This is a genomic window from Actinoplanes sp. NPDC051494 (genome assembly GCF_044454705.1).
Classification (GTDB): Bacteria; Actinomycetota; Actinomycetes; order Mycobacteriales; family Micromonosporaceae; genus Actinoplanes.
In genome coordinates this window covers 147833-170361 of sequence record NZ_JBITDZ010000006.1, presented here as the reverse complement: position 1 = coordinate 170361, position 22529 = coordinate 147833, and the positions used below count along the sequence as shown (strand labels likewise).

Sequence of the window (22529 nt, the reverse complement as noted above, 5' to 3'; positions counted from 1 at the left end):
CACCCCCGTGGGGTGGCCGGGTTCAGTCGGCCGTAGCGGTGGGCGCGACGGTGGTGGGTGTCTCCGGTGGCAGCGGATCAGCTACCGGTCCGCCGTTCTCGATCGACACCACCGGGGCGGGCGCGGGCACAGCCTCCTGCGCACTCTCACCGCCGATCAGGAACGCGCCGCCGAAACAGGCGAGCACAATGGTGAAGAGCAGCCCGAACGCCCCGGCGATGAGCACCGCGATCCACGGCGATCGCCGCGGCTCCCCCACCCGGACGGGGTGCACGCCGACAAACGAGGATCCCCCCATGAACGGCGGGTCCACCATGAACGGAGTACCCGCCATGAACGGGTGCTGCCCGCCCGCCCTGCCAGGCGGATACGGCCCGGGCCGCCCCGCTCCCCGCCCGGCGGATCCGGCCGCCCGGCCGTCACCCGCACCCGGTCGCCCACCCGTATCCGGCCGCCCGCCCACATCCGGTCGCCCGCCCACATCCGGTCGCTGGGTTGTCGCCCCGACCCGGTCGGCGGGCGGCGGAACAACCGGAGCCGGCCGCGGCGGAACATACATCTCCGGAGTGGGCGGAGGCGGTATGTAGACCTCCGGCTTGTCCGGCGGCGTCACCGAACCCGCACCCGCGGGCGTGGCCACCCCGGAAGCAAACTTGACCGCGAAAGCGTCAGCCGACGCGGGCGTGGCGGGCCCGGCACCCTCCGCCGAGGCGCCAGGAACAGCAGACAGGTCCGCGTCAGCGCCCGCGACCGGAATGTCCAGGCCCGACACGATCGAAGCCGGCGCTTTCGCTCCCGCCTCCGATGCAGCCGGAGCCGGAGCCGCACCCGCCGGGGCTGGGGGTGCCGAGGCTGGGGGTGCTGAGGTCGGGGCGGTGATCACTACGGCCCGGCCGGAGAAGCGGGCTGCCGCGCCCGCGAAGACGGCGGCTCCGGCCAGGGCCAGAATTGCCGGCTGATTGGCGGTTCGGCCCAGACCGGCCTCCTCGAAGGCCGCCGCCGCGATCGCTTCCGGGCTGCCGAGGCGTTCCAGGATCTCGAGCAGCTCCGTCTCACCGGCCTCCGGGTGGGTGCCACGCTCGTCGGCGATGTGTGCCTCGAGGTCGCGCAGCAGTTCGCGGCGCTGCAACACGGGCAGGTCGCGGACGTGCTGGGTGAGCTCCTGCAGATATTCGGCGACGAGGTCGTCGCATTTGGCGGTGCTCATCACTCACCGGTCCCTACGAGACGGTCGACGGTCTGACGGAACGAGGTCCATTCGACGCGGAAGTGTTCCAGTGCCGACCGGCCGTCGTCGGTCAGCGTGTAGTAGCGCCGGGGTGGACCCGAGGGGGATTCGCTCCACTTGCTGTCCAGCCAGCCCGCTCGGCGCAGGCGGGACAACAGGGGGTAGATCGTGCCTTCCGAGGCGGCAAGGGTGTCCTCGTCGCCGAGGCGGCGCACGATCTCGGTGCCGTACCGGTCCTCGTGCTCGACCATGGCGAGGACGCAGAACTCGAGGGTTCCGCGCCGTAAGCCGGTCGAAAGCTGCGCGACATCCGCCATGCGTCACACGGTACCTTGCGCCGCAAGGTACCTCAAGAAGCAAGCGAAGCAGGCGGCAACGAGGGCCCGGGGGTGAGCAGATCGGCCAACAGGTCCCCATGATCGGCGACGCGGTCAAGGACCTCGGCCGCGGTCAGCTGCCGGGCCGGCGTCTCGCCCAGCGCCATCGCTGACACCTCATCCCAGGTCAGCGGCGTGGACGCGGTCGGCTCACCGAGCGCGCGCAGCGAGTAGGGCGCCACCGTGGTCTTGGCCGCGGCGTTCTGGCTCCAGTCGATGAAGATCTTGCCGGGCCGTACCGCCCGTGCCATTTTCGCCGTGATCGAGCCCGGGACCTGGGCCGCCAGCTCCTCGGCGACGCGCTTGGCATAACCGGTGACAACCTCGGCGTCCTGCTCACCGGAGATCGGCACGCACAGCTGCATCCCCTTCTTGCCCGACGTCTTCGGGTACGCCCGCAGCCCGTCCACGGCCAGCCGATCGCGCATGAGCATCGCCACGGCACAGCACTCCCGCAGAGCGGCCGGCGCGCCGGGATCGAGGTCGACCACGAGCAGATCGGGATGGTGCCCGATCCGCCACTGCGGGGTGTGCAGTTCGAGGGAGGCCAGGTTGGCGACCCAGACCAGCGTGGCCAGCTCGTCGACCACCACGAAGTCCAGCGTCTCGCGGGCCCGGGTCGAGCCGGGCACGGGCATGGTCTCGAGGCGTACCCAGGATGGCGTTCCTCCGGGTTTGTTCTTCTCGAAGAAATGCGCGCCGTCGACGCCGTTGGGATAGCGGATCCGGGTCAGCGCCCGCCCTTCGAGATGCGGCAGCAGCACCGGCGCCACCCGCGTGTAATAGTCGATGACCTCGCCCTTGGTGAATCCGGCGGCCGGATACATGAGCTTGTCGAGGTTGGACAATTCAAGGTCACGGCCCTCGATGTGTACGGGAAAACGGTCACGAGGCATCGTCGTCCTCTTCCACGCATTCGGCGGGCGTCTTGTCCCGGCGCAGCCGCAGGAACCGGGGGAACCGGAGCCGCCCGTCGGGAGTCCGGTTGCCGTAACGCACCTCGACCACCAGGCCAGGATTCACCCAGTGCGCGCCGCGCGCATCTTCACGGGGCACCGCGCCGTCGGCGAACGGTGATTCCGGGCCGGCCAGCAATTCGAGGGCGGCGAGCACCTCCCGTTCGGCGGCCGCGCCGATGCCGCCGCCGACCCGGCCACGGAAGAGCAGCCGGCCGTCCGGTCCCGGCACCCCGACCAGCAGGCCGCCCAGTTTGCGCGCCCCGGGGCGCCACCCGCCGATGACGAAGTCGCCGGTCCGGTCGAACTTGACCTTGATCCAGTCCGGGGAGCGGCCGCCCGGCTGGTACGTCGAGTCCAGCCGCTTGGCGACCACGCCTTCCAGCCGGTGCTCCCGGGCGGCCGCCTCGGTCGCGGCACCGTCGCCGAACGCCGGCGGCACCGTCCAGCAGCCCGTCCCCAGGTCGAGTTCCTCGAGGCGGGCGCGCCGGTGGCCGTACGGGAGATCAAGCAGTGAGTGTCCGTCGTGGCCGAGCAGGTCGAAGATCATGTAGGTGGCGGGCAGGCTGACCGCGAGCCGCGCCGCCTTGCCGGTGTCGCGGACGTGCATGCGTTCGGCGAGCGCGGTGAACGAGGGCCGGCCGAGCGCGTCGAGGACCACCATCTCGCCGTCGAGCAGCGAACCGGGCGGCAGGCTCAGCCCGGCGATCTCCGGGTACGCGGCGGTGACCAGCGTGCCGGAACGCGCCCACAGCCGGGGTGGGCCGCCGTCGAACGACGAGAGGACCCGGACCCCGTCCCATTTGAACTCGTAGCTCCAGGCCGGGCCCAGCGGCAGCGGGCCCGTCGTGGCGAGCATCGGCGACAGCGGGGCTCCCGGCACGAGATCACCATAGGCAGCCACGGGCGACCGGGCCGGGAAACGGCCGATGATCGACCCAGAGGGACAAACATCCCACGATGATGACCGTCCCGGGAAACCTTACGTACGGGTCGCAGTAGTGCCATTCTTGATCGAGACGCAGCTCACAACGGGTAGGAGGCGTCCGATGCGGGCGATCTGGAAGGGTGCGGTCTCGTTCGGCCTGGTGTCGATCGCCGTGAAGCTGTATTCCGCCACCGAGGAGAAGGACATCCGCTTCCATCAGGTGCATCGCACCGACGGCGGCCGGATCAAGTATCAGCGCACCTGCTCGGTGGACGGCGAGGTGGTCAGCTACGACGACATCGCCAAGGGGTACGACATCGGTGGCGGCGAGATGGTGATCCTGACCGACGAGGACTTCGCCGAGCTGCCGCTGACCACGTCCCGCGCGATCGACGTGCTGCAGTTCGTGCCCGCCGACCAGATCGACCCGCTGCTGTTCGCCAAGGCCTATTACCTCGAACCGGAGGGCCAGGCCGCGAAGCCGTACGTGCTGCTGCGCGACGCCCTCACCGAGTCCGACCGGGTCGCCGTGGTCAAGATCGCGATCCGGCAGCGGGAACAGCTCGCCACGCTGCGGGTGCACGACGACGTCCTGGTGCTCAACACGATGCTCTGGCCCGACGAGGTCCGTACCCCCGAATTCGGTTTCCTCGACGACGACATCGAGACCCGCCCGGCCGAGCTGGCGATGGCCGGCTCACTGATCGACTCGATGGCCGGCAGTTTCCAGCCGGACGAGTTCACCGACAACTACCGGGCGGCACTGCAGGAGGTCATCGACGCCAAGGTCGAGGGCCGCGAGGTGGTGGCCCCGGAGGAGAACGAGGAGGCCCCGGCCGCCGCGGTCGACCTGATGGCCGCACTGAAGGCCTCGGTCGAGCGAGCCAAACAGGCCCGCGGCGAGACGGCCCCGCCCAAGGCGACCAAGGCTGCCCCGCCCAAGGCGACCCCGGCCAAGAAGACGGCTGCCAAGAAAACGGCTGCCAAGAAGACAACCACCGCGGCGAAGGCCAAGGCGACGAAAACCACCCCGGCGGAGAAGGCGGTCCGCAAATCCGCGTGATTAGCTTGATCCCGTGGGATTGACGTGGGACGAGTCTTATCTGGGCCGGGTGCGCGGCAGCGTGGGCGACACCGACACCCTGCTGTTCGTGGGCGCACGCGGGGTGATCCTGGACGATCAGGACCGCCTGCTGCTCATCCAGCGCTCCGACAACCATCGCTGGGCGATCCCGGCCGGCGCGATGGAGCTCGGCGAGAGCATGGAGCAGTGCGCGATCCGCGAGGTCTGGGAGGAGACCGGGCTCCGGGCGACGTCGCTGACCCCGTTCTCGTTCCACACCAACCGGACGTACACCAATGAGTACGGGCACACGTACCAGCAGATTCTCATGTCTTTCCGGATCCACACCTGGGAAGGCGAGCTGCTGCGGGTCACCGACGAGTCGGTGGACGCCGGTTTCTTCCCGCTCGACGCGCTGCCCGGCCCGAAGAGTGCGATCCTCGACGAGGTCCTGACCGACCTGGCCACCTTCGAGTCGACCGGGCAGCTCATCCTGAAATAGCGTCGCGCCCGGCGGGGGGCTGCGGCAGGATCTCGGCGTGACCGACCGACCCCGGCGGCGGCTGGCGATCGACCTCAGTCCGCTGCGCACCTCCCGCGATTTCCGCCTCGTGTTCGCCGGCGGGGCGATCTCCAGCTTCGGCTCCTTCATCACGTACGTGACCATTCCGTACCAGGTCGCCAAGATCACCGACGATCCGCTGATGGTCGGGCTGATCGGCGTCTGCGAGCTGGTCCCGCTGCTGGTGATGGCGTTCGTGGGCGGGGCGCTCGCCGACTTCATCGACCGCCGGCTGCTGGTCCGCGGCGGCGAGATCGCCCTGGCCGCGCTCTGCGGTGTCCTGCTGCTCAACGCCCTGTCCGACGAGCCGCACCTCTGGCTGCTGTTCGTGATCGCGGCACTGACCGCCACCGTCAGCGGCCTGCAACGCCCGGCCCTGGACGCGATGGTGCCGCGGCTGGTCCGTCCCGAGGAGCTGCCGGCCACGATGGCGATGAGCTCGTTGGGGGTGCAGGTCGCGCAGCTGGGCGGCCCGGCCGTCGCCGGCCTGCTGATCGCGTCGGTCGACCTCTGGCTCGTGTACGCGTTCGACCTCGTCACGTTCGTCGTCTCGGTCGCGTGCCTGAGCCTGGTCAAGGCGGTCCCGCCGCCCCCGGACGCCGAACGCCCGTCCCTGCGCTCGGTGGTCACCGGCCTGAACTACGCCCGGAGCCGCCCCGAGCTGCTCGGGACCTATCTGGTCGACATCAACGCCATGTTCTTCGGCATGCCGCAGGCGTTGTACCCGTTCCTCGCGATGCAGCTCGGCGGTCCCCGGGTGCTCGGCCTGCTCTACGCGGCCCCGTCGGTCGGCACCCTCATCGCGACGCTGACCTCGGGCTGGACCGGGCGGGTCCACCGGCACGGCCTGATGGTGATCGTGGCGGCGGGCTTCTGGGGCGTCGGCATCGTCGGTGCGGGCCTGTCGCACCTGCTCTGGCTGACCCTGGCCTGCCTGGCGTTCGCGGGTGCCGCCGACATGGTCTCGGGCATCTTCCGCGCGATCATGTGGAGCCAGACGATCCCGGACCATCTCCGGGGCCGGCTCGCGGGCATCGAGATGCTCTCGTACACCACCGGGCCGTTGCTCGGCCAGCTCCGCTCGGGCCTGATGGCCCGGACCCGGCTCGGGATCGGCGGTTCCATCTGGGTGGGTGGCGTTCTCTGCGTCATCGGTACGGTCGGACTGGCGCTCGCCCTGCCCAGGTTCCGTGACTACAACGGCAAGGACGGGCTGGCCCGCAAGCAGGCCGAGGACCAGGCCTGGGCGGCCCGGTCCTCGGTATGAATGCGGCTCGCGGTCAGGCGCCGATCTCCTCGAGCATCTTCTCGCAGAAGGCCGGCAGGTCGTCGGGCTTGCGGCTGGTCACCAGCCCCCGGTCGACGTGGACCTGCTCGTCGACCCAGGTCGCCCCGGCGTTGGCGAGGTCGGTCCGCAGGCTCGGCCAGCTGGTCAGCGTGCGGCCGTCCACCACGCCGGCCTCGACCAGCGTCCAGGGACCATGGCAGATCGCGGCCACCGGCTTGCCCGCGGTGAAGAAGTCACGCACGAAACGAACCGCGTCCGGATCGGCCCGCAGGAAGTCCGGGTTGGCTACCCCGCCCGGCAGGACGAGAGCGTCGTATTCGTCGACGTTCGCGTCCGACACCTGCTTCTCGACCGAGTAGGTGCCGGCCTTGTCCATGTGATTGACGGCCTGGATCTCGCCATTCTTGATGGACACGAGTTCCGCCGTTCCGCCCGCGGCCTCGACGGCCTTGCGCGGTTCGGTGTACTCAATTTCCTCGACGCCGTCGGTCGCGAGGAACGCGACGCGCTTTCCCTTGATTGAGGCGGCCATTGTCGATTCCTCCCTCTCGGCATCAGTACCCCTTTCGGGTGCCCGGGAAGACCGGCGTCAAACGCGCAGCGTCTCAGAAAATGCTGTTACCAATGCTCGCGTCGGACCGGGCCGCGGCGTAGGCCGGGCGCCGGTTGACGATTTCGCCGCCGTACCAGGCACCGAACACGGCACCGGCGAGCGCGAGCATCTCCACCGCGAACAGCCCGCCGCCGGCCACCCGGTCGGGGGTGCTCATCCGCAGCATGAGAATCACCGCGAACAGGATCAGGACCCCCATGTTGGCCAGGTTCTGCAGCACCCCGACGGGCTTCGCGGCGGTGCCGTTGCGCATCAGCATGAGGTCGATCGCACCGGCGACAGCGGCCAGCACACCACCGATCAGACCGGCGACGATGTTCCAGTAGGCAAGGGCGCCGAGAATGGCGGGCGCGCCGAGCAGATTCGCGAGATCGAAGAGTACGGCCATCGCGAACAGTCCGAGCGGGAACATCACCAGCACGGGCTGCACCGCCTGTCCGGCGATTCTGAGTCGGCTTTCCATACTGGTTGTCACCCTCCCCGGGCGGTCGTGCACGCGATGTCGGGTCTGGCCTACCCGGGCCCCCCGGCCCCGAAACGCGGGGTATCCGGGGTCACCTCCATCGACGACGGCCTTGATGATCTCTGCGCCGACCTCGGTGGATAGGGTGTGGCCATGGAATTGGCGGCAAAGATCCTGGTGGGCCTCGTGGCCCTCATCCACATCTACATCCTGGTCCTCGAGATGTTCCTCTGGCGGACGGATCGCACCCGGGCCACGTTCGGTACCACCGCCGAGTACGCGCAGGAGAGCGCGTCGATGGCGGCGAACCAGGGTCTGTACAACGGCTTCCTCGCCGCCGGCCTGATCTACGGTCTCGTCGCGGACAGCTTCGCGTTCCAGGTCTTCTTCCTGGCCTGCGTCCTTGTCGCCGGAATCTTTGGTGCCATCACGGTAAGCCGCAGGATCCTGTTCGTACAGGCCGCGCCCGCCGCGGTGGGCCTGCTGCTGGTGCTGCTCGCACACTGATTCACCCATTCGGCGTGTACGCAGTCTGCGATATGGCAGGTTGATGTGTGGCGGACTGCTGGATGGCGTGCTGTACTGGGAACAGGCAGTAGGGCAGAACACCAGGCAGTAGCCAGCAACGGCATCCGGCGGCAACCGGGTGCCGTTGTCGCTTTCTCCGACCCCCGTGTCTTTCACCAGGTCAGCCGCGCTGCGCAATGATCACCCGCCAACTGGCTTGTTCGCAATCTGCAAGGTGGCATGTTGGTTGGTAGCGATCTGCCTGATGGCCGTGCTTCACTGGGTCGAACGGTAAGGGCGGAGTCGAAGACGAACGGAAGGACGGCACCCGGCGGCAACCGGGTGCCGTTGTGCTCTCTCGGCACTCCCGGGAAGGAGTTCACCCCGATGCGCACCTACTACCAGAGCCGCGAAGCGTTGGTCACCGACGAATTCTTCGTGTGGCACGCCTCCACGACCCAGACGTTCCCGATCGCCGAGCTGCGCGACATCGGGCTGGTCCGCGACGAGACCGGCAACCTCCGCGTACGCGCTCTGGCCGCCACCACCGCGGGCCTTGTCACTCTGGCGGGTGCGAGCTGGGCCCTCATCGGACAGTTCGCGGGCTACACACTGGCCGCCACAGCCGCTGTCGTCGCCGCGTTCGCCACCCGCAATCCCCGCCGCGGATCGACCCGCATGTGGAACGTGGAGGCGACCCTGCACGGCACCCGGGTGCTGGTCTACTCCTCTGCCGACTTGAGAGTGTTCAACCAGGTCACCCGCGCTCTCATCCGCACCGTCGAGGTCAACCAGCCGGCCCCGGAGGGCTACGGGCTGGCGGCCGCGTGACCGGCCACCCGTTCCGTCAATTTCCGTCGGGTGCCCGGCAGGAGTGGTAAGACGAGTGGGTAGCATGTCCGCGCGACCTCGCTGACTGCCTGTTGGCAACCAGCGAGGTCGCAGCTCGATGTCCGCACCAGCCATCCCGACGATGAAGGACACATGCCTGAGGCTGTCTCGCCCACGGTCGCGCGCCGCCGCGTCCGCTTGGCGCTGCGCGAGGCCAGGGAATCCCGGGGCCTCACCCAGCAGCAGGTGGCCGACGAGATGGAGTGGTCGCACAGCAAGGTCATCCGCATCGAGAACGGCGACGTGACCATCGCGCCGAACGACCTGCGCCCCCTGCTCACCCTGTACGGCATCAAGGACCGCAACCAGGTCGGCGACCTCCTCACCGCCGCGAAGATCGCCCGTACCCGGCAGCGCCAGGCGTGGTACCAGGGGGCGGAGTTCCGCGAGAGGCTCTCCCCCGCCACCCTGCGGCTGATCGAGTACGAAGCCGAGGCCACCGCGATCCGGTCCTACTCGATCTACTACATGCCCGGATTCCTCCAGACCCCCGAATACGCCGAGGGACTGACCGGCAAATTCCGCGAGGACATGGGCGACGATCGGCTACAGGTCATCCTCAAGGCCCGTGAGCTGCGCCGGCAGACGGTCGAATCCCGGCTCGGCCAGGTCCGGGTCTACGTCCTGCTCGAAGAATCGGTGCTCATGCGCCCGATCGGTGGGCCGGCAATCTTCGCCGAACAGCTCCGGCAGATGCGCGAGGCCGCGACCCAGGAGCGGATCCACCTCCGGATGCTCCCCTTCGACTTCGACTACTCCATCCCGAACAACGGCAGCTACGACCTCATGTCGCTCAGCGAGAACGAGAGCGACAGCGAGATCCTGTACCGCGAAAACGGAATGGCCGACGAGATCGTCGAGGACAGCGAGATCACGAAGCGGCACCGCATCCGCTTCGAACAGCTTTGGAACCTCTCGACAAATGAAGCCGACACAATCGGGCGTGTCGAAGAGCGCATCAAGGAACTGGAGACAAAATCACCAGCAACAAAGTAAACCGCGATGCACCAATGGTGGCGCAGCGCATGACATCCGGAGAAAAAATGGCTACCGCCGAGACGCCCGCGTGGCGTAAGAGTTCATACTGCAGCAACGGCACCTGCGTCGAGGTCGCACAGGTCGCCGACGGGTTCCTGATCCGCGATTCCAAGAACCCCGAACAGGCCCCGTTGAGCTTCACCACCGATGAGTGGATCGCGTTCTCCCGCGGCATGGCCGAAGGCCAGTTCTCCTTCTAGCATCGCCCGGCCGTTCGGCACTCACCGAACGGCCGTCAAAGTTCTTCCGGCCCCCGGGCCGGATCCGTACGTGCGGACGCTCGGCGCGACACCACGATCAGCGACAGTCGATCGAAGCGCGCGACCCATTCCCGGCATCGATTTCCCACCCCCGCGGAAGTGCTCGCCCCTTCACCGGCGGGGTCGCGACGGCCGATACCTGATCGCTCCCAGCCGTCACCCGTCGACCACCCGGCCCGGGATCACCGCACTCACCATCTACCGCCCCGCCCCGCCCCGCCCCGCCCCGCCCCGCCCCGCCCCGCCCCGCCCCCGCGGTCGCGGTCGCGGTCGCGGTCGCGGTCGCGGTCGCGGTCGCGGTCGCGGTCGCGGTCGCGGTCGCGGTCGCGGTCGCGGTCGCCGCGTTCACCGCGGCCGCCGCGTTCACCGTCGGCCGCTTGGTGACCGGGAAGCTCACCGGAGAGTCACTCCGCGCGCGGGCCGAGCCGTCACGCGTTGGGGAATTGAGCCGTCCTGCGCACGGAAGACGCGTCAAACCATGCGCAGGACGGACAAAACAATCTATTTATTAGCGCATATTTGCCGCGATTTGACCACTAGTCGGCGATCACTCGCCGCTCACTCCTGCCACACCCAGACCATCTCGCTTACCGTGGGTTCGGGGAACCTTACGGAGGCGCACCATGAATGATTCCGTAGAACTGGTTTGGCACCACAGCAGCAAGTGCACCGCCGGGAACTGCGTAGAGGTGGCGAAGTCCGGCGACGCGTACCTGCTGCGGGACAGCAAGAGCCCTGACATCGCACCCCTTCGACTCGACGCTGACGAATGGGGTCACTTCAGGGACGCTGTCGTGCGAGGCGAATTCGACGTCCGCTGAGCACACTCGCCAGGGTCTCCGGTGGCGGCCGGTAGCCGTTCTCGAATTACTCATCGTGGGCATCTACCACCACCACCGGCAACCCTTGACGTTGAGTAACAACCACGCGAAGGGAGCACCATGATCCAATCGCCGAGGCCGGCGTGGCGCAGGAGCAGCAAGTGCGCGAACGGTAACTGCATCGAAGTGGCGAAGGTCGGCGAGAGCTACCTGATCCGGGACAGCAGCCGCCCGGACGAGCAGCCACTCACCTTCCTCGCCGACGAATGGCGGGCGTTTGTCGCCGGGGTGAAGGACGGCGAGTTCGAATAGTGCCCGCTTCACCGAAGAACAGCCGAGACACGAGCCCGCCGAGGCATACTGCGCTGATGGGTGACTTCAAGGCGCGAGTCGATCCATCCGCCGCACCGGCCCCGGCCGGCCCTCCCGACCGGTTCCCCGAGCTGGTGGAAACCGCCGAACTCCTGCTCGACGAGCTGAGCAAGCGGTACGTCGCCGACCGGCGCGAGGCCAAGGAACCACTCGGCCCCGGCGAAGGCGCCGAGCTGGCCCGGACCGTACTGGTCATGCCCCGCACGCCCGCCGCGGGACCCTTGGCCCTGGCCTTCCCGGACTCGTCCGGCGTGGTGCTCCGGCTCGGCCGCTGGTTCGTCCAGACATTCCCCGGAGCCGAGGACGACGCCGCGGAGCTACGAAAACTGGTGATCGCCCACGTTGAGGGCGGCCTCTGGGAACGAGTCCGCCGCCGCCTCGGCGAATCCTGGCTGGAAACCCGCCTCATCGGCCCCGGACTGACCATCACCCACCAGGCCCCGGTAGACCCCGCCGAGGCCCGAGCGGCCCGCCGAGAGGGCTTCGCGGCCCCGGTCCAATGGGCCCCCTGGCCCCGCCGAGCCTGACCCACCCCTGTCTCACCTGGCCGGCACGGGTCGGTGGCGGTGACTTGGCCGGCTCGCCGACCACCTCGCCCTGAGCGTGCCGGGCCGGATCCCCACCGGCCTGGCCGGAGTCGCCAGCCTCATCCCACCGAGGCCCGCCCGCCTGCCCGCCTGCCCGCCTGCCCGCCTGCCCGCCTGCCCGCCTGCCCGCCTGCCCGCCTGCCCGCCTGCCCGCCTGCCCGCCTGCCCGCGCCGAGGTTCCGTCCGGCAGGTCACCGCCGGGGCATCCCCCGACGTTGCTGGATAGACTTCGTGGTCGTGGTAGCGACGTGGGACGTGGCCGTTGTCGGGGGCGGCCCGGGCGGGCTGGCAGCCGGGTTGGCGGCCGCCGCGGGTGGGGCCCGGACGATTGTTCTCGAGCGGGCCGAGCATCCCCGCTACAAGACCTGCGGCGGAGGCTTGCTCGGCACCTCGCTGGCTTTCTCGGAGTCGCGGATCAAGGTGCCGGCGCGGGACTCGATCACCGCTGTCACATTCACCGACCGGGGTGAGCACGCCTTCACCCGGCGTTCGGGGCAGCCGCCGGTGTTGACCATGGTCCGCCGGGACGAGTTCGACCTGGCCTGGTATGACGCCGCGGTCGCCGCGGGTGCCGAGGTCCGGCAGAACGCTCAGGTCAGGGCGGTCGACCAGGACGAGGACGTTGCCACGGTGACCTTGGCGGACGGTTCGGCGCTCACCGCCCGTACCGTCATCGGCGCTGACGGCTCGGCCGGCATCAGTTCCCGATATGTCGGTGTTGCCTTTGAGCAGCAAGACCTCGGGCTCGAGGTCGAGCTTGCGGCGACCGGGGCCGACCGGGCGGCGTACCGGGGGCGGGTGCTGCTCGACTGGGGTGCCGTGCCGGGGTCGTACGGCTGGGTCTTTCCCAAGGACGACGAGCTGACCGTCGGCGTGATCATGCAGAAGGGCCGGGGTGCGGAGACCAAGGAGTACCTCGCGACGTTCCTGAAGCAGCTCGGCCTGGATGACCGCCCGGTGCTGCGTGACTCCGGGCACCTCACTCGCTGTAGGACACCGTCCGCTCCGCTGCGTAAGGGCCGGGTCCTCGTGGTCGGTGACGCCGCGGGGTTGCTGGAGCCCTGGACCCGCGAGGGCATCAGCTACGCACTGCGCTCCGGGACCCGGGCCGGCGAAGTGGCGGCTCTGGCGGGGACCGTTGACGGGCTCACCGCGTACGAAAAATGGGTGAACGACGAGCTCGCTCCGGAGATGGCAGCGGGTCGGCGGCTGCTCGGGGGTTTCATCCGGCACCGGCGGGTGATGCACGCGGCGATGGCCACGCCGCTGGGATGGCGGGCGTTCCAGGCGTTCTGCCGCGGGGAGCTGTCGATGCCCAGCGTGCTGCGGCGACCGGGGGTGCGCGCCGCGGTGAGGGTCTTCGGCGGGCGCGGCTGACGATCCTCGGGAATGGGAAAAGCCCAGGTCATTGACCTGGGCTTTCTCCGAGCCGCCTGACGGAATCGAACCGTCGACCTACGCATTACGAGTGCGTCGCTCTAGCCGACTGAGCTAAGGCGGCAACGGACATTGAGTGTACGGCATGGGCCCCGGGCCTTCCGCCACGGGTCCGATCCGGGCGCGTCGGGACCCTGTGGATAACCGGACGATCGTCATCAGACCTCCGGCTAAGGTGCCTCTCGTGACCGATCACCAGCCACCCCGCCGTCCCCGGCCGCGATCCGCCGAGGCAGAGCCTTCCACGGCCCAGCGGCCCGGCAGCATGGATCCACAACAGCTGGGCTTCACGCCGCAGCGGCCGGTGGGCTGGCTGGCACCGCTTCTGCTGCTCAACACCGGGCTGCGCACCCTGCTGGCGATCCTGTTCGGCGCCTATCTCGACAAGCGTGAGCTGCAGAACGCTCTTTCCGGGGAGTCGTTCGCCCAGCCCGGCACCGACGGCGAGCTGTGGTTCGACTATGTGGCCGACCTCGGCGACGGGTTCGACGCGACCTATTCGATCGCCTACCTGCTGGCGCAGCCCGAGCTCACGATCGGCGACCGGAAACTGCCCCGCGGCCAGGTGCTGCTGATGGGTGGCGACCAGGTCTATCCGCTGGCCAGCGGCGACGGCTATGAGAACCGCATGAAGGGCCCCTACCGTGCCGCGCTCCCGGAGGCGCCGGCCTCGGGACCGAGGCCCACCCTGTTCGCATTGCCGGGCAACCACGATTGGTACGACGGGCTCACCGCGTTCCTGCGACTGTTCGCGCGCCGCAAGGACGGCCACATCGGCGGCTGGCGCACCCAGCAACGCCGCTCCTACTTCGCGGTGGAGCTGCCCTCGAAATGGTGGCTGTTCGCTGTCGACGAGCAGTTCGGCGCGTACATCGACGATCCTCAGCTGCTGTATTTCGAGAAGGTCGCGCGCGCTCTCGGACCGGACGACCGGGTCATCCTCATGACGCCGTCACCGACCTGGGTCAAGGCCGCCAAGAAGCCCGAGACGTACGACGCCGTCGACTACTTCATCCGCACGATCCTGGCGCCGACCGGGGCGCAGGTCCGATTGCTGGTCTCCGGCGACCTGCACCACTACGCGCGCTACACGGGCGAGGACCGCGAGCTCATCACGTGCGGCGGCGGCGGCGCCTACCTGGTCGCCACCCACAACCTGCCGGAGCGGCTGACCGTGCCGCCCCGGGAGACGCTGACCCGCAGTGCCAGCCGGAGCCGCGACTACGACCTGGTCAGCACGTTCCCCGACCGGGCCGCATCACGCCGGATGAGCTGGGGCGTCTTCCGCAACGTGCCGACCCGCAACCCCGGCTTCACCACGATGATCGGCATCATCCAGACCCTGACCATGCTGGCGATGGCCGGTGCGGCCAGCCAGGGCGGCATCCTCCAGCGCCTGTTCAGCATCCCGCTGGTGATGATGCTGGTCCTGATCCTCACCGGGACGGTCCTGTTCGCCCAGCCCCCGAGCGCCGATCATCCCCAGCACGCCCGCCACTGGATCCTCGGCCTGCTGCACGGCTTCGCCCAGATCGCCCTGGCCGCGGCCGGCACCTGGCTCTGGCTCCGCCTGCCGTTCCACGACTGGGAGTGGCCCGGCCCGCTGGTCGTGGCGGCGGTCCTCTACGGCCCGGTGGCCGCCATCCTCGGCACCCAGCTCCTGGCGCTCTATCTCCTGACGGCCGGCTACTTCGACGTCAACACGAACGAACTCTTCGCCGGCCAGGGCATCGAAGACGCCAAGAGCTTCCTCCGCCTCCACATCGCCTCGGACGGCACGCTCACCGTCTACGCCATCGGCCTGGCCCGCGTCAGCCACAAATGGGTCCCCAACCCCACAGCGCCGGCGGACAGCTCCTGGCTCCGGCCCGAGAGCCCCCTGGAGCCCCACCTGATCGAGCCGCCCATCGTCGTGGACGGACCTACCACCGCCTCGGGTCGCGCTACGACGCCTAGAAGCTCGTGACACGCTCTGGTGAATCGGTGTTTGTCAGCCGCCAGTTCGGGATGCGTCGGCAACGGCCTCGCCGAAGAGCCGTCCGGCGAGTTCCACGCAGCGCATCCGGGCAGGAGAGAAGTCGTAAGGCATCTTGGTGATCGCTGTGGCGGCACTCATCTCCATGCCCTCCGCCCCTTTCAGGTCGGCGTCGTAGATCTCGAAAAGCTTCTCCTCGGCCGCGTCGGAACCAGCTGACTCGATGGCCTGATTCAGGGCCATCTGGTGAGCGCACCGCTGCACGGCGAGCTCTTCGACGCGCGGGTCGTCGGGTTCGACGCCGTCGTCGAGGGCGGCCTCGGCCGCCTCCAGACGGTCCTCCTCGGCCCGCAGGTCGGGGTGGGTGGCCAGCACGATGAACGTACCGGCCTGGATGGCGGCGCCCAGCGGACCGAAGATCCGTTCTGTGACCAGCAGGGCGTCCAGATCAGAAGGGCGCAACGCGCCCGGGGGCAGGTCGCTGAGCCGGTCCGTGACCAGTTCGGAGAGCAGCCCCAGCGGGCTGCCCACCGCCTGCAGGCGCTGAACAGCCGCGCGCCGCCGTTTGATGGCGGTCTCCTGCGCCGCCAAGGTTTCCTCCAGCCTGCTCAGGACCGACTCGATACCCGGGGCTTGGTCCGGGGCCTCGTCTCCAGCTTCGTCCCGGGCATCGCCGAAGGCGGCCCGCATGTCGTCCAGGCTGATACCGGCATCAGCCATCTTGCGGACCCACAGCAGGCGGATCATGTCGTCGTAGCCGTAGCGCCGGCGGCCGTCCCCGCCGCGCTCGGGCTCCGGCAGCAGACCGATCTCGTGGTAATGGCGGATGGCGCGTGGGGTGGTCCCGGCGAACGCAGCGGCATCACCGATCTTGACCTGCCGGGGAGGCGTGCGGGAGGGGTACATCGCAGACGGAGCCTTTCGTGCTGTGGTGCCCCGACTCCACCACATGCCGCTACGGCATGTGCAACAACCCGATCCAGGTACGGCGTCAGCTGTACTGCTCGTCGTGGGCCTGGCGGGGGCCGCAGACCGATGCCCGGCTGCAGGAGCACCGGGAACCGTCGGCGTCCATCCGGACCACGACCGCGTCCTTGGGAACGCTGTGGCCGACCACCCGGCCGTCGCCCTCGGGTGTCGTCACGCGGGAGCCGATCGACGGCGCGGTTTCCGCGAACTTGGTGTACAGCGGGTGTTCGTATTTGAGGCAGCACATCAGGCGGCCGCAGGCTCCGGAGATCCGCAGCGGGTTGAGCGGCAGGTCCTGGTCCTTGGCCATGCGGATCGTGACCGGCTCGAAGTCGGTCAGGAAGGTCGCGCAGCACAGATCACGGCCGCAGGAGCCGATGCCGCCCTGGACCCGGGCCGAGTCGCGGGCCGAGAGCTGGCGGAGCTCGACGCGGCAGTGCAGGGTGGCGCCGAGGTCACGGACCAGCGAGCGGAAGTCGACCCGGTGCGGCGCCGTGAAATAGATGGTGGTGCGGGCGCCTCCGGTGCCTCCCTGCTCCAGGACGTGGTCGACCGCGACGACCTTCATCGGGAGCTCGTGCGACTTGATCAGCTTCTTGGCCGCGACCTTCGCCTCGGCCTTGCGCTTTCTCAGCGTCTCGTCCCGCCGCAGGTCACGCTCGTCCGCGAGGCCGGCGACCTTGGGGAAACCGTCCGTGTCCTCGCTGACCCATTGCGCCGCCCACACGCACTCCGCCACCTCGGGTCCGTCATCGGTGGGGACCAGCACCCGGTCGCCCACCTGTGGCGAGAACTCGCCCGGATCGAGGTAGTACAGGCGGCCGTACCGATTGAAGCTGACCGCGCACAGCATGCCCATGAACACAGCCTACGGCGACGCACCGGGCGTGCGAAATAGCGCAGACCTGCATAGATCAGCGCAACCCCCTGCATCGAACCTCGTTGTGCAGTCCTGTAGACGTCGCTCGCCGCGGCGTTCCTTGGGGGAGGAAAATTCATGACGCCTGCCGTGCCCGAACGGATCGACAACGCGGACGCAACAGGACAATTAGCCCAAGATAGTCGCTCGATGCGCCTGGGGAACCGCGCCGCGATCGTGGATTTCTCCCGCGGCCGGCAGCGCGCCGAGTTCACCGTCGGACGACCTCCCCCGCAGCCGAGCGCCCCCTCGGCGAACGAACGGGCCGGTGCGGCTCGCCCGAGCCTGCGCCGGCGGAGCTTCACGGCGGTCGGGACGCTGGGCGCGGTGGGCGTACTCGCGGTGCCGTTGCCGGCCAGCGCCGCTCCGGCCCCCTGTGAGCAGGCCGAACGGTATGCGGCACAGTCCGGCAGCCAGATCCTGCGGATCAACAGCCTGGGTCCGGTCGCGGCCGATACCGGGACGGACGACGAAGAGCCGGACCCCACGGAGGGTACGGACGGAGCGGGCGGCGGGACCGTCGGACCGCTCGCGCACGTCGGGGACGCGAAGTCCGCGATGACCGGCCAGGGCACCGTCCACTCCGCGGCCGTGGCCCGCATGATCGACGTCACGGACGACGACACCGCCGAGGTGGTCACCGAGCCCCTGGTGCAGCAGGCTCCGCCCACCAACAAGCGGGCCGCCATCCGGCGGGTCGCCGGCACCCAGGTGGGGCCGGTGAGCCTCGGCGACGGAACGCTGACCACCCACGCCCGGTGGACGGCGGGAATGGCGTGTGGAGCGACTGACGGTGAAGTCACGCGCGCCGGGGCCCAACTACGTGATGCCAGGGTTCTTGCGGACGGTGAGGGGCCACTGATCCGCGTACCGGGCGTGGCGAGCGAAAGCACAACGCAGCTGGACCGGAACGGCTCGGCCGTGACAAGCGTGGCGACCGCCGGACTCTCCGGCGGCGTGCTGGACCTGCTGGCCGGCGCGGTCCGGGTGAAGATCATCGAACCGCCGTCCCTACGCGTCACCATGTCCACGAAGGACGGGGGTGAGGTCCGCTACATCCCCGCCATCGTGGAGGTCTCCGGCGACGGGGTCGAGACGTCCCGGCTCAGCACGGCCGGTGACAACGTCGAGATCACCCTCGACCCGGGCTCCTCAGACCCAGGCTCCTCAGACCCGGACTCCTCAGACCCGGACTCCTCAGCTCCGGAGACCGGGTCGCCCGGTTCGGAGGCATCCGAGGAGCTTCTGGAGAGCGGTGACGGGGCGTCACTTCCCGAGGTGCCTGAAGTCCCCGAGATCAGCGAGCGGGCCACGGAGAGTGCACCCGTACCCGGAACCGAGACCAAGGTCGCGGTGTCTCTCGGTGACCTACGGCAGGCGGCACGCGGTCACGCCATCGCCGCCCGCGCCACGGCGGTCTCGGTGACCATCACGCCAGGAACGACGGACGCGCGAACCAGGCCCGGCTACAGCCAGGTGATCGAACTCGACATGGGCGTCATGGAGGCAGCCGCCGTGGCACCGGAACCGTCGGATGCCGCCGCCTCCACCTCCGATGACGGCGCCGACACCAAAGCCGAGGCCGATATCGCGGCCGGCGCGGGCGGCGGCCTCCCGATCACCGGCCGCCCGGTGGGCGGGATCGTCCTCACCGGCCTGGCCATGGTCGCCGCGGGAGCGACAGCCCTGATCCTCGGACTACGCGGCCGGTCCCGCTCCTGACCGCTGCGTTCCGGCCCCGGCGTCGGGTGCGCTTCGGTGGGATGGCGGGCGCGACCGGAGCGATGGGCCGCCAGCAGCGTCGGTGGGATGGCGGGCGCGACCGGAGCGATGGGCCGCCAGCAGCGTCGGCGGGATGGCCGGTGCGGCCCGACCGTCGTGCCGGGCGCGGTGACCGAGGGATCAGGTCCGACCTCCGGAGGTGCCGTCCTGGTTCGACCGAGCGGTCCGTTCCGGCCTGCGGGCGAAGACAAAGCCGCTCGGGAGGCGTTGAGTGTCAGACAGGCCTGCGGGGGGTGCAGGAGGTCGCGGCGTTGCTCTCGAAACCGGATTCGCCGAGGGCAACGCCGCTGCCATGTGGACCGCTCAGCCGGTGATCGTGAGCGGTTCGGCCAACCCGGACGACCGCTGCGACAACTCGGCGGCCCGGTCATAAGCATCGGCCACCGCCTGCAAAATGTGGGCAGCCACGTCAGCCGCCGCACCCGTCGCACGAGATACCGGTTCCTCCAGATCCATCGCCTGCGTCGACAGCAGAACGTCCGCCAGGGCGCCGGCCACGGAGTCTCGGGCCGACCGCATCCAGCGGGCCATGCTGTCGGCCAGGTCCGCCGAGGCATCCAGTCGCTCGTCCAAGCTTTCCGGGGAGGCGGTCAAACGCTCGGCGACAACCCGGCGCGCCTGGTCATATTCCTCAGAAGCCGCCCCGGACCACTCACCCGGAGCCGGCAGTGACTCTGCCACCTCGGCACAGGACCGGGCTGTCGCCCGCATCGCGATCGCCGATCCGTCCAGGTCGGCCGGACGAAGCGCGACAACCACGCGTACGGCGTCAGCAGGCAGCAACCGCACCCGCCGCAGCTCGTCCCACACGGGGTGATCAGGCGGCGCCCCGCCCTCGGCCAGTACGTTGTCCACCCGGTGCAGCAGCGGCCAGGCGGTCTCGAGGATCCGGTCGAGGCGATCCATCAGATCCCCAGGTCGGATCGTCTGATGCGCCGACTCACATCGTCGTCGGTCTCCTCGTAGTCACGCGCCGCCATGCGGACCTCGTCGGCGAGGTCGCTCAGCCGGTGAGCAATGTCGGTGGCTTCGCGGGACCGGGCCTCGAGCGTGGCCGACCAGAGATCATGCAGCTCCCGGCCCAGTCGCCCCGGCCGCCCCTCGTCGTCCGCACCGAAAGCGCTCGGAGACACCGCCTGCAACGACAGTGAGCGCTCCACCGCGCCCACCGCGGCCGAAACGGATTCCAGACGATCGGCGATGCTTTTCACGGCAACCCTCGGCAGCTCATTGCGGCTCCTCCAGGGAACGGAAGCCACCGAAGATCTCGCCATGAAGTTTCTCGCGGGCCCAGCGAGCCGCGTCCGCCGCGATGGTGACCACTGCTTGCACCTCCCGAGCCAGTTCAGTCGCGTTCCGATGATGCAGAGAACCCCGGATCTGGACATCGGTGATCTCGCCCGCAGCCGTGACCAGCACCTCCACCGAGTCGTCCGGGGAGTGCACCGAGACCACGTGCGCTTTCACCGCCCGGTCAAAATCCGCGCGCAACGCATCAAGACGGCGATACCGGTCGACGGCCTCATCGATCCACGCCTCGTCGATCTCGCGGGGCATCCGTTCGACTCCTTACCGCGCGTACCGCGTTGATTGCGTTACGGCATCGAACGGTACCGGGTTCCACGAGATCAACTCACCCCCCAGAAGTCCGATGTGGATTAAATCCGACAGAAGCAGGGGGCCAAAGTAACCGAAAGCCGCAAAGGCCGTGAAATTTCAGCGCCATTCCACAAGAGAGCCTTGCCGCCGGCAATCCCGCGAACCACGCCCGGACGGACGACGCGGCCACTGACCAGAACGCGAGGGCGCCGGCCAGCAGGACCGACGCGTCCGCCGCCCGGCCGGATCAACACACGGGGGGCGGGTGGCACGACGCTCAGGGCGGATGACACAAACGCGCAGGACGGCCGGATCAACACACGGGGCAGGTGGCACGACACGCAGGGCGGATGACACAAACGCGCAGGACGGCCGGATCAACACACGGGGCAGGTGGCGCGACACGCAGGGCGGGTGACACAAACGCGCAGGACGGCCGGATCAACACACGGGGCAGGTGGCACGACACGCAGGGCGGATGACACAAACGCGCAGGGCGGGTGGCACGGTACAGCCCGGAGAGCGGGCGGCACCCCACAGCAAGGAGAGCGGGAGGCACAACGCTCAGGGCGGGCGACACAGCGCTCAGGGCGGGCGGCACAACGCGCGGGGCAGCCAACCGAAACGACGTGCGGGCCGGGGGTGGGGATGGGTGGCGTCGAGCGCGGCGACCCGGCTCCCGGCGCCGGTGGGGGTCAGCCGCGCCAGAGGTTGAGCATCATGGCTTCCACCGCGATCTTGGGCTTGACGTTCTGTTCGATCGCCACCCGGCACGCGAGCACCGCCTCGAGCCGGCGCAGGGTGCTTTCCGGGGACCATTTCTGGGCGGCCGCCGCGGACTGGGCCGCCGTGTCGGTGTGGACTACGCCGACCGGGGCTCGCCATGTGGTGATCAGGACGTCTCGGTAGAAGCCCGCGAGGTCGACCAAGGCTCGGTCGAGGGCGTCGCGCTGGCCTCGGGTCAGGCGGGATTTCTGGCGTTTCTCCAGCTCCTTGATCTGGCCCGCCGCTCCTCGCATCGCTCCGGTGGCTCCGCGGCCGGTTCCTCCCGCGCCCAGGGCCTGCTCCAGGGCTGCTCGTTCCGAACCATCGTTCTCGGCGGCCGCGGTGCCCGCTTCGGCTTCGGCGGCGGCGATGAGGGCCGCGGCGGCGTCGAAGCAGGCTCCGACGCCGGTCAGGCGCCGGGGGACGGCGAGGACCGCGTCGCGGCGGGTACGGGCGTCCGAGTCCTTGGCGAGCAACCTGGCCTGGCCGACGTGACCTTGGGCGGCTGCCGCTGCCCAGGTGGCGACGTCGGGGGCGATGCCGTCACGGCGTACGAGGGATTCGGCTACGGCCTCGGCCGGGGGCTGCCGTAAGGGGACGACGCGACAGCGGGAACGGATTGTCACGGAGATGTCGTCCGGGTGGGTGGACGGGGTGCAGAGCAGGAAGACCGTCCGGGGTGGGGGCTCTTCGATGGCCTTGAGCAGTGCGTTGCCGGCCGCTTCGGTGAGGCGGTCGGCGTCCTCGATGACCACGGCCTGCCAGCGACCGCCGGACGGGGCGCTGGCGGCGCGGAGCACGAGGGCGCGCATCTCGTTGACGCTGATGGACAGGCCCTCGGGTGCGACGAAACGGATGTCGGCGTGGGTGCCGCCGAGTGCGGTACGGCAGCCGTGGCACTCACCGCAGCCGATGCCGTCACGCTGACATTGCAGGGCCGCGGCGAAGGCCCGGGCGGCGACCGAACGGCCGGAGCCGGGTGGCCCGGTGAAGATCCAGGCGTGGGTCATCGCGCCGCCGGATGTGGTGTCGCCCTGGACGACCCGGGCGGCGGACGCGGCGGCCCGGCTCAGCGTCTCGACGGCCTCGTCCTGACCGACCAGGTCGGCGAACACACTCATGGCGTCGA

The 22529-nt window shown here is 69.4% G+C and carries 25 protein-coding genes and 1 tRNA gene; 13 read left to right on the top strand and 13 right to left on the bottom strand.

Annotated elements, in window-relative coordinates:
* Nucleotides 1-22 precede the first annotated feature (22 nt).
* Genes ACIA6A_RS22365 through ligD (ACIA6A_RS22350) form a run of 4 tightly spaced genes read right to left on the bottom strand, consistent with a single transcriptional unit; the run spans nucleotide 23 to nucleotide 3444 of the window.
* Nucleotides 23-1207, bottom strand: coding sequence for an HAAS signaling domain-containing protein (locus tag ACIA6A_RS22365; protein WP_396099717.1), 1185 nt, complete (start codon nucleotides 1205-1207; stop codon nucleotides 23-25).
* Entirely contained in the window at nucleotides 1207-1545 is a 339-nt protein-coding gene (locus tag ACIA6A_RS22360) for a PadR family transcriptional regulator (RefSeq protein WP_396099716.1), read from the bottom strand. Before ACIA6A_RS22360 ends, ACIA6A_RS22365 begins: the two co-directional genes overlap by 1 nt.
* A gap of 32 nt (nucleotides 1546-1577) precedes the next feature.
* Nucleotides 1578-2501 carry a non-homologous end-joining DNA ligase gene (ligD, locus tag ACIA6A_RS22355; protein WP_396099715.1) on the bottom strand — a complete coding sequence of 308 codons (924 nt, stop codon included), beginning with the start codon at nucleotides 2499-2501 and terminating at the stop codon, nucleotides 1578-1580.
* Nucleotides 2491-3444, bottom strand: coding sequence for a non-homologous end-joining DNA ligase (gene ligD, locus ACIA6A_RS22350; protein ID WP_396099714.1), 954 nt, complete (start codon nucleotides 3442-3444; stop codon nucleotides 2491-2493). Before ligD (ACIA6A_RS22350) ends, ligD (ACIA6A_RS22355) begins: the two co-directional genes overlap by 11 nt.
* Nucleotides 3445-3610: 166 nt before the next feature.
* Here ligD (ACIA6A_RS22350) and ACIA6A_RS22345 point away from each other — a divergent pair, with 166 nt between their 5' ends.
* From ACIA6A_RS22345 to ACIA6A_RS22335, 3 genes are read left to right on the top strand one after another with little or no spacing between them, the layout of a single operon-like run.
* Nucleotides 3611-4552 (top strand): Ku protein, encoded by a 942-nt coding sequence (locus ACIA6A_RS22345; RefSeq protein ID WP_396099713.1) that lies wholly within the window; start codon nucleotides 3611-3613, stop codon nucleotides 4550-4552.
* Between the two features lie 13 nt (nucleotides 4553-4565).
* Nucleotides 4566-5054, top strand: a complete 489-nt coding sequence (locus tag ACIA6A_RS22340; protein WP_396099712.1) for an NUDIX domain-containing protein — start codon at nucleotides 4566-4568, stop codon at nucleotides 5052-5054.
* A 37-nt stretch (nucleotides 5055-5091) separates the two neighbouring features.
* Nucleotides 5092-6381 carry an MFS transporter gene (locus ACIA6A_RS22335; protein WP_396099711.1) on the top strand — a complete coding sequence of 430 codons (1290 nt, stop codon included), beginning with the start codon at nucleotides 5092-5094 and terminating at the stop codon, nucleotides 6379-6381.
* 13 nt (nucleotides 6382-6394) lie between these two features.
* Here ACIA6A_RS22335 and ACIA6A_RS22330 read toward each other — a convergent pair whose 3' ends face one another.
* A complete protein-coding gene (locus ACIA6A_RS22330) occupies nucleotides 6395-6934 on the bottom strand; it encodes a type 1 glutamine amidotransferase domain-containing protein (RefSeq protein WP_396099710.1) in 540 nt (179 codons plus the stop codon).
* 73 nt (nucleotides 6935-7007) lie between these two features.
* Nucleotides 7008-7511 (bottom strand): DUF2231 domain-containing protein, encoded by a 504-nt coding sequence (locus ACIA6A_RS22325; protein ID WP_396099708.1) that lies wholly within the window; start codon nucleotides 7509-7511, stop codon nucleotides 7008-7010.
* A 120-nt stretch (nucleotides 7512-7631) separates the two neighbouring features.
* Here ACIA6A_RS22325 and ACIA6A_RS22320 point away from each other — a divergent pair, with 120 nt between their 5' ends.
* The 8 genes from ACIA6A_RS22320 (at nucleotide 7632) to ACIA6A_RS22285 (ending at nucleotide 13331) form a co-directional block, all read left to right on the top strand.
* The gene (locus tag ACIA6A_RS22320) at nucleotides 7632-7985 is read left to right on the top strand and encodes a DUF1304 domain-containing protein (protein WP_396099707.1); all 354 of its coding nucleotides are present in this window, start codon (nucleotides 7632-7634) and stop codon (nucleotides 7983-7985) included.
* Nucleotides 7986-8372: 387 nt separating this feature from the next.
* Nucleotides 8373-8816, top strand: a complete 444-nt coding sequence (locus tag ACIA6A_RS22315; RefSeq protein WP_396099706.1) for a DUF6232 family protein — start codon at nucleotides 8373-8375, stop codon at nucleotides 8814-8816.
* 153 nt (nucleotides 8817-8969) lie between these two features.
* Complete coding sequence (locus ACIA6A_RS22310) at nucleotides 8970-9872, top strand: helix-turn-helix domain-containing protein (protein ID WP_396099705.1); 903 nt, start codon at nucleotides 8970-8972, stop codon at nucleotides 9870-9872.
* Nucleotides 9873-9919: 47 nt separating this feature from the next.
* The gene (locus tag ACIA6A_RS22305) at nucleotides 9920-10114 is read left to right on the top strand and encodes a DUF397 domain-containing protein (protein WP_396099704.1); all 195 of its coding nucleotides are present in this window, start codon (nucleotides 9920-9922) and stop codon (nucleotides 10112-10114) included.
* A 683-nt stretch (nucleotides 10115-10797) separates the two neighbouring features.
* Nucleotides 10798-10995, top strand: a complete 198-nt coding sequence (locus ACIA6A_RS22300) for a DUF397 domain-containing protein (RefSeq protein ID WP_396099703.1) — start codon at nucleotides 10798-10800, stop codon at nucleotides 10993-10995.
* Nucleotides 10996-11115: 120 nt separating this feature from the next.
* Nucleotides 11116-11307: a DUF397 domain-containing protein gene (locus ACIA6A_RS22295; RefSeq protein WP_396099702.1), complete on the top strand. Its 192-nt coding sequence runs from the start codon at nucleotides 11116-11118 to the stop codon at nucleotides 11305-11307.
* Nucleotides 11308-11363: 56 nt separating this feature from the next.
* Nucleotides 11364-11894, top strand: coding sequence for a DUF6226 family protein (locus ACIA6A_RS22290; protein ID WP_396099701.1), 531 nt, complete (start codon nucleotides 11364-11366; stop codon nucleotides 11892-11894).
* A gap of 297 nt (nucleotides 11895-12191) precedes the next feature.
* Nucleotides 12192-13331 (top strand): geranylgeranyl reductase family protein, encoded by a 1140-nt coding sequence (locus ACIA6A_RS22285; protein WP_396099699.1) that lies wholly within the window; start codon nucleotides 12192-12194, stop codon nucleotides 13329-13331.
* 50 nt (nucleotides 13332-13381) lie between these two features.
* Here the strand turns inward: ACIA6A_RS22285 and ACIA6A_RS22280 are convergent.
* Nucleotides 13382-13455: transfer RNA gene (locus ACIA6A_RS22280), tRNA-Thr, on the bottom strand.
* 21 nt (nucleotides 13456-13476) lie between these two features.
* On the opposite strand from ACIA6A_RS22280, the gene ACIA6A_RS22275 reads away from it, so the two are divergent.
* Nucleotides 13477-15357 carry a metallophosphoesterase gene (locus ACIA6A_RS22275; RefSeq protein WP_396099698.1) on the top strand — a complete coding sequence of 627 codons (1881 nt, stop codon included), beginning with the start codon at nucleotides 13477-13479 and terminating at the stop codon, nucleotides 15355-15357.
* Between the two features lie 24 nt (nucleotides 15358-15381).
* Here ACIA6A_RS22275 and ACIA6A_RS22270 read toward each other — a convergent pair whose 3' ends face one another.
* Nucleotides 15382-16272 (bottom strand): MerR family transcriptional regulator, encoded by an 891-nt coding sequence (locus tag ACIA6A_RS22270; protein WP_396099697.1) that lies wholly within the window; start codon nucleotides 16270-16272, stop codon nucleotides 15382-15384.
* 85 nt (nucleotides 16273-16357) lie between these two features.
* Entirely contained in the window at nucleotides 16358-17194 is an 837-nt protein-coding gene (locus tag ACIA6A_RS22265) for a stage 0 sporulation family protein (RefSeq protein ID WP_396099696.1), read from the bottom strand.
* 210 nt (nucleotides 17195-17404) lie between these two features.
* On the opposite strand from ACIA6A_RS22265, the gene ACIA6A_RS22260 reads away from it, so the two are divergent.
* On the top strand, nucleotides 17405-18976 hold the full coding sequence (locus ACIA6A_RS22260; RefSeq protein ID WP_396099695.1) for a hypothetical protein: 1572 nt from the start codon (nucleotides 17405-17407) through the stop codon (nucleotides 18974-18976).
* 363 nt (nucleotides 18977-19339) lie between these two features.
* Here the strand turns inward: ACIA6A_RS22260 and ACIA6A_RS22255 are convergent, their stop codons facing one another.
* The 4 genes from ACIA6A_RS22255 to ACIA6A_RS22240 form a co-directional block, all read right to left on the bottom strand.
* Nucleotides 19340-19891 (bottom strand): hypothetical protein, encoded by a 552-nt coding sequence (locus ACIA6A_RS22255; protein ID WP_396099694.1) that lies wholly within the window; start codon nucleotides 19889-19891, stop codon nucleotides 19340-19342.
* 50 nt (nucleotides 19892-19941) lie between these two features.
* Nucleotides 19942-20247: a type VII secretion target gene (locus ACIA6A_RS22250; RefSeq protein WP_396099693.1), complete on the bottom strand. Its 306-nt coding sequence runs from the start codon at nucleotides 20245-20247 to the stop codon at nucleotides 19942-19944.
* A 16-nt stretch (nucleotides 20248-20263) separates the two neighbouring features.
* Nucleotides 20264-20593: a YbaB/EbfC family nucleoid-associated protein gene (locus ACIA6A_RS22245; RefSeq protein WP_396099692.1), complete on the bottom strand. Its 330-nt coding sequence runs from the start codon at nucleotides 20591-20593 to the stop codon at nucleotides 20264-20266.
* Nucleotides 20594-21330: 737 nt separating this feature from the next.
* Nucleotides 21331-22521 carry a DNA polymerase III subunit delta' gene (locus ACIA6A_RS22240; protein ID WP_396099691.1) on the bottom strand — a complete coding sequence of 397 codons (1191 nt, stop codon included), beginning with the start codon at nucleotides 22519-22521 and terminating at the stop codon, nucleotides 21331-21333.
* Nucleotides 22522-22529: the final 8 nt, after the last annotated feature.

What these genes read in the sequence shown, in the direction of transcription:
- ACIA6A_RS22315 (WP_396099706.1), top strand. Translation starts at nt 8,373, where the DNA reads ATGCGCACCTACTACCAGAGCCGCGAAGCGTTGGTCACCGACGAATTC.
- ACIA6A_RS22320 (WP_396099707.1), top strand. Translation starts at nt 7,632, where the DNA reads ATGGAATTGGCGGCAAAGATCCTGGTGGGCCTCGTGGCCCTCATCCAC.
- ACIA6A_RS22260 (WP_396099695.1), top strand. Translation starts at nt 17,405, where the DNA reads ATGCGCCTGGGGAACCGCGCCGCGATCGTGGATTTCTCCCGCGGCCGG.
- ACIA6A_RS22360 (WP_396099716.1), bottom strand. Translation starts at nt 1,545, where the DNA reads ATGGCGGATGTCGCGCAGCTTTCGACCGGCTTACGGCGCGGAACCCTC.
- ACIA6A_RS22270 (WP_396099697.1), bottom strand. Translation starts at nt 16,272, where the DNA reads ATGTACCCCTCCCGCACGCCTCCCCGGCAGGTCAAGATCGGTGATGCC.
- ACIA6A_RS22300 (WP_396099703.1), top strand. Translation starts at nt 10,798, where the DNA reads ATGAATGATTCCGTAGAACTGGTTTGGCACCACAGCAGCAAGTGCACC.
- ACIA6A_RS22310 (WP_396099705.1), top strand. Translation starts at nt 8,970, where the DNA reads ATGCCTGAGGCTGTCTCGCCCACGGTCGCGCGCCGCCGCGTCCGCTTG.
- ACIA6A_RS22240 (WP_396099691.1), bottom strand. Translation starts at nt 22,521, where the DNA reads ATGAGTGTGTTCGCCGACCTGGTCGGTCAGGACGAGGCCGTCGAGACG.
- ACIA6A_RS22345 (WP_396099713.1), top strand. Translation starts at nt 3,611, where the DNA reads ATGCGGGCGATCTGGAAGGGTGCGGTCTCGTTCGGCCTGGTGTCGATC.
- ACIA6A_RS22265 (WP_396099696.1), bottom strand. Translation starts at nt 17,194, where the DNA reads ATGGGCATGCTGTGCGCGGTCAGCTTCAATCGGTACGGCCGCCTGTAC.
- ACIA6A_RS22295 (WP_396099702.1), top strand. Translation starts at nt 11,116, where the DNA reads ATGATCCAATCGCCGAGGCCGGCGTGGCGCAGGAGCAGCAAGTGCGCG.
- ACIA6A_RS22245 (WP_396099692.1), bottom strand. Translation starts at nt 20,593, where the DNA reads ATGCCCCGCGAGATCGACGAGGCGTGGATCGATGAGGCCGTCGACCGG.
- ACIA6A_RS22275 (WP_396099698.1), top strand. Translation starts at nt 13,477, where the DNA reads ATGGGCCCCGGGCCTTCCGCCACGGGTCCGATCCGGGCGCGTCGGGAC.
- ACIA6A_RS22290 (WP_396099701.1), top strand. Translation starts at nt 11,364, where the DNA reads ATGGGTGACTTCAAGGCGCGAGTCGATCCATCCGCCGCACCGGCCCCG.
- ACIA6A_RS22305 (WP_396099704.1), top strand. Translation starts at nt 9,920, where the DNA reads ATGGCTACCGCCGAGACGCCCGCGTGGCGTAAGAGTTCATACTGCAGC.
- ACIA6A_RS22365 (WP_396099717.1), bottom strand. Translation starts at nt 1,207, where the DNA reads ATGAGCACCGCCAAATGCGACGACCTCGTCGCCGAATATCTGCAGGAG.
- ligD (WP_396099715.1), bottom strand. Translation starts at nt 2,501, where the DNA reads ATGCCTCGTGACCGTTTTCCCGTACACATCGAGGGCCGTGACCTTGAA.
- ACIA6A_RS22330 (WP_396099710.1), bottom strand. Translation starts at nt 6,934, where the DNA reads ATGGCCGCCTCAATCAAGGGAAAGCGCGTCGCGTTCCTCGCGACCGAC.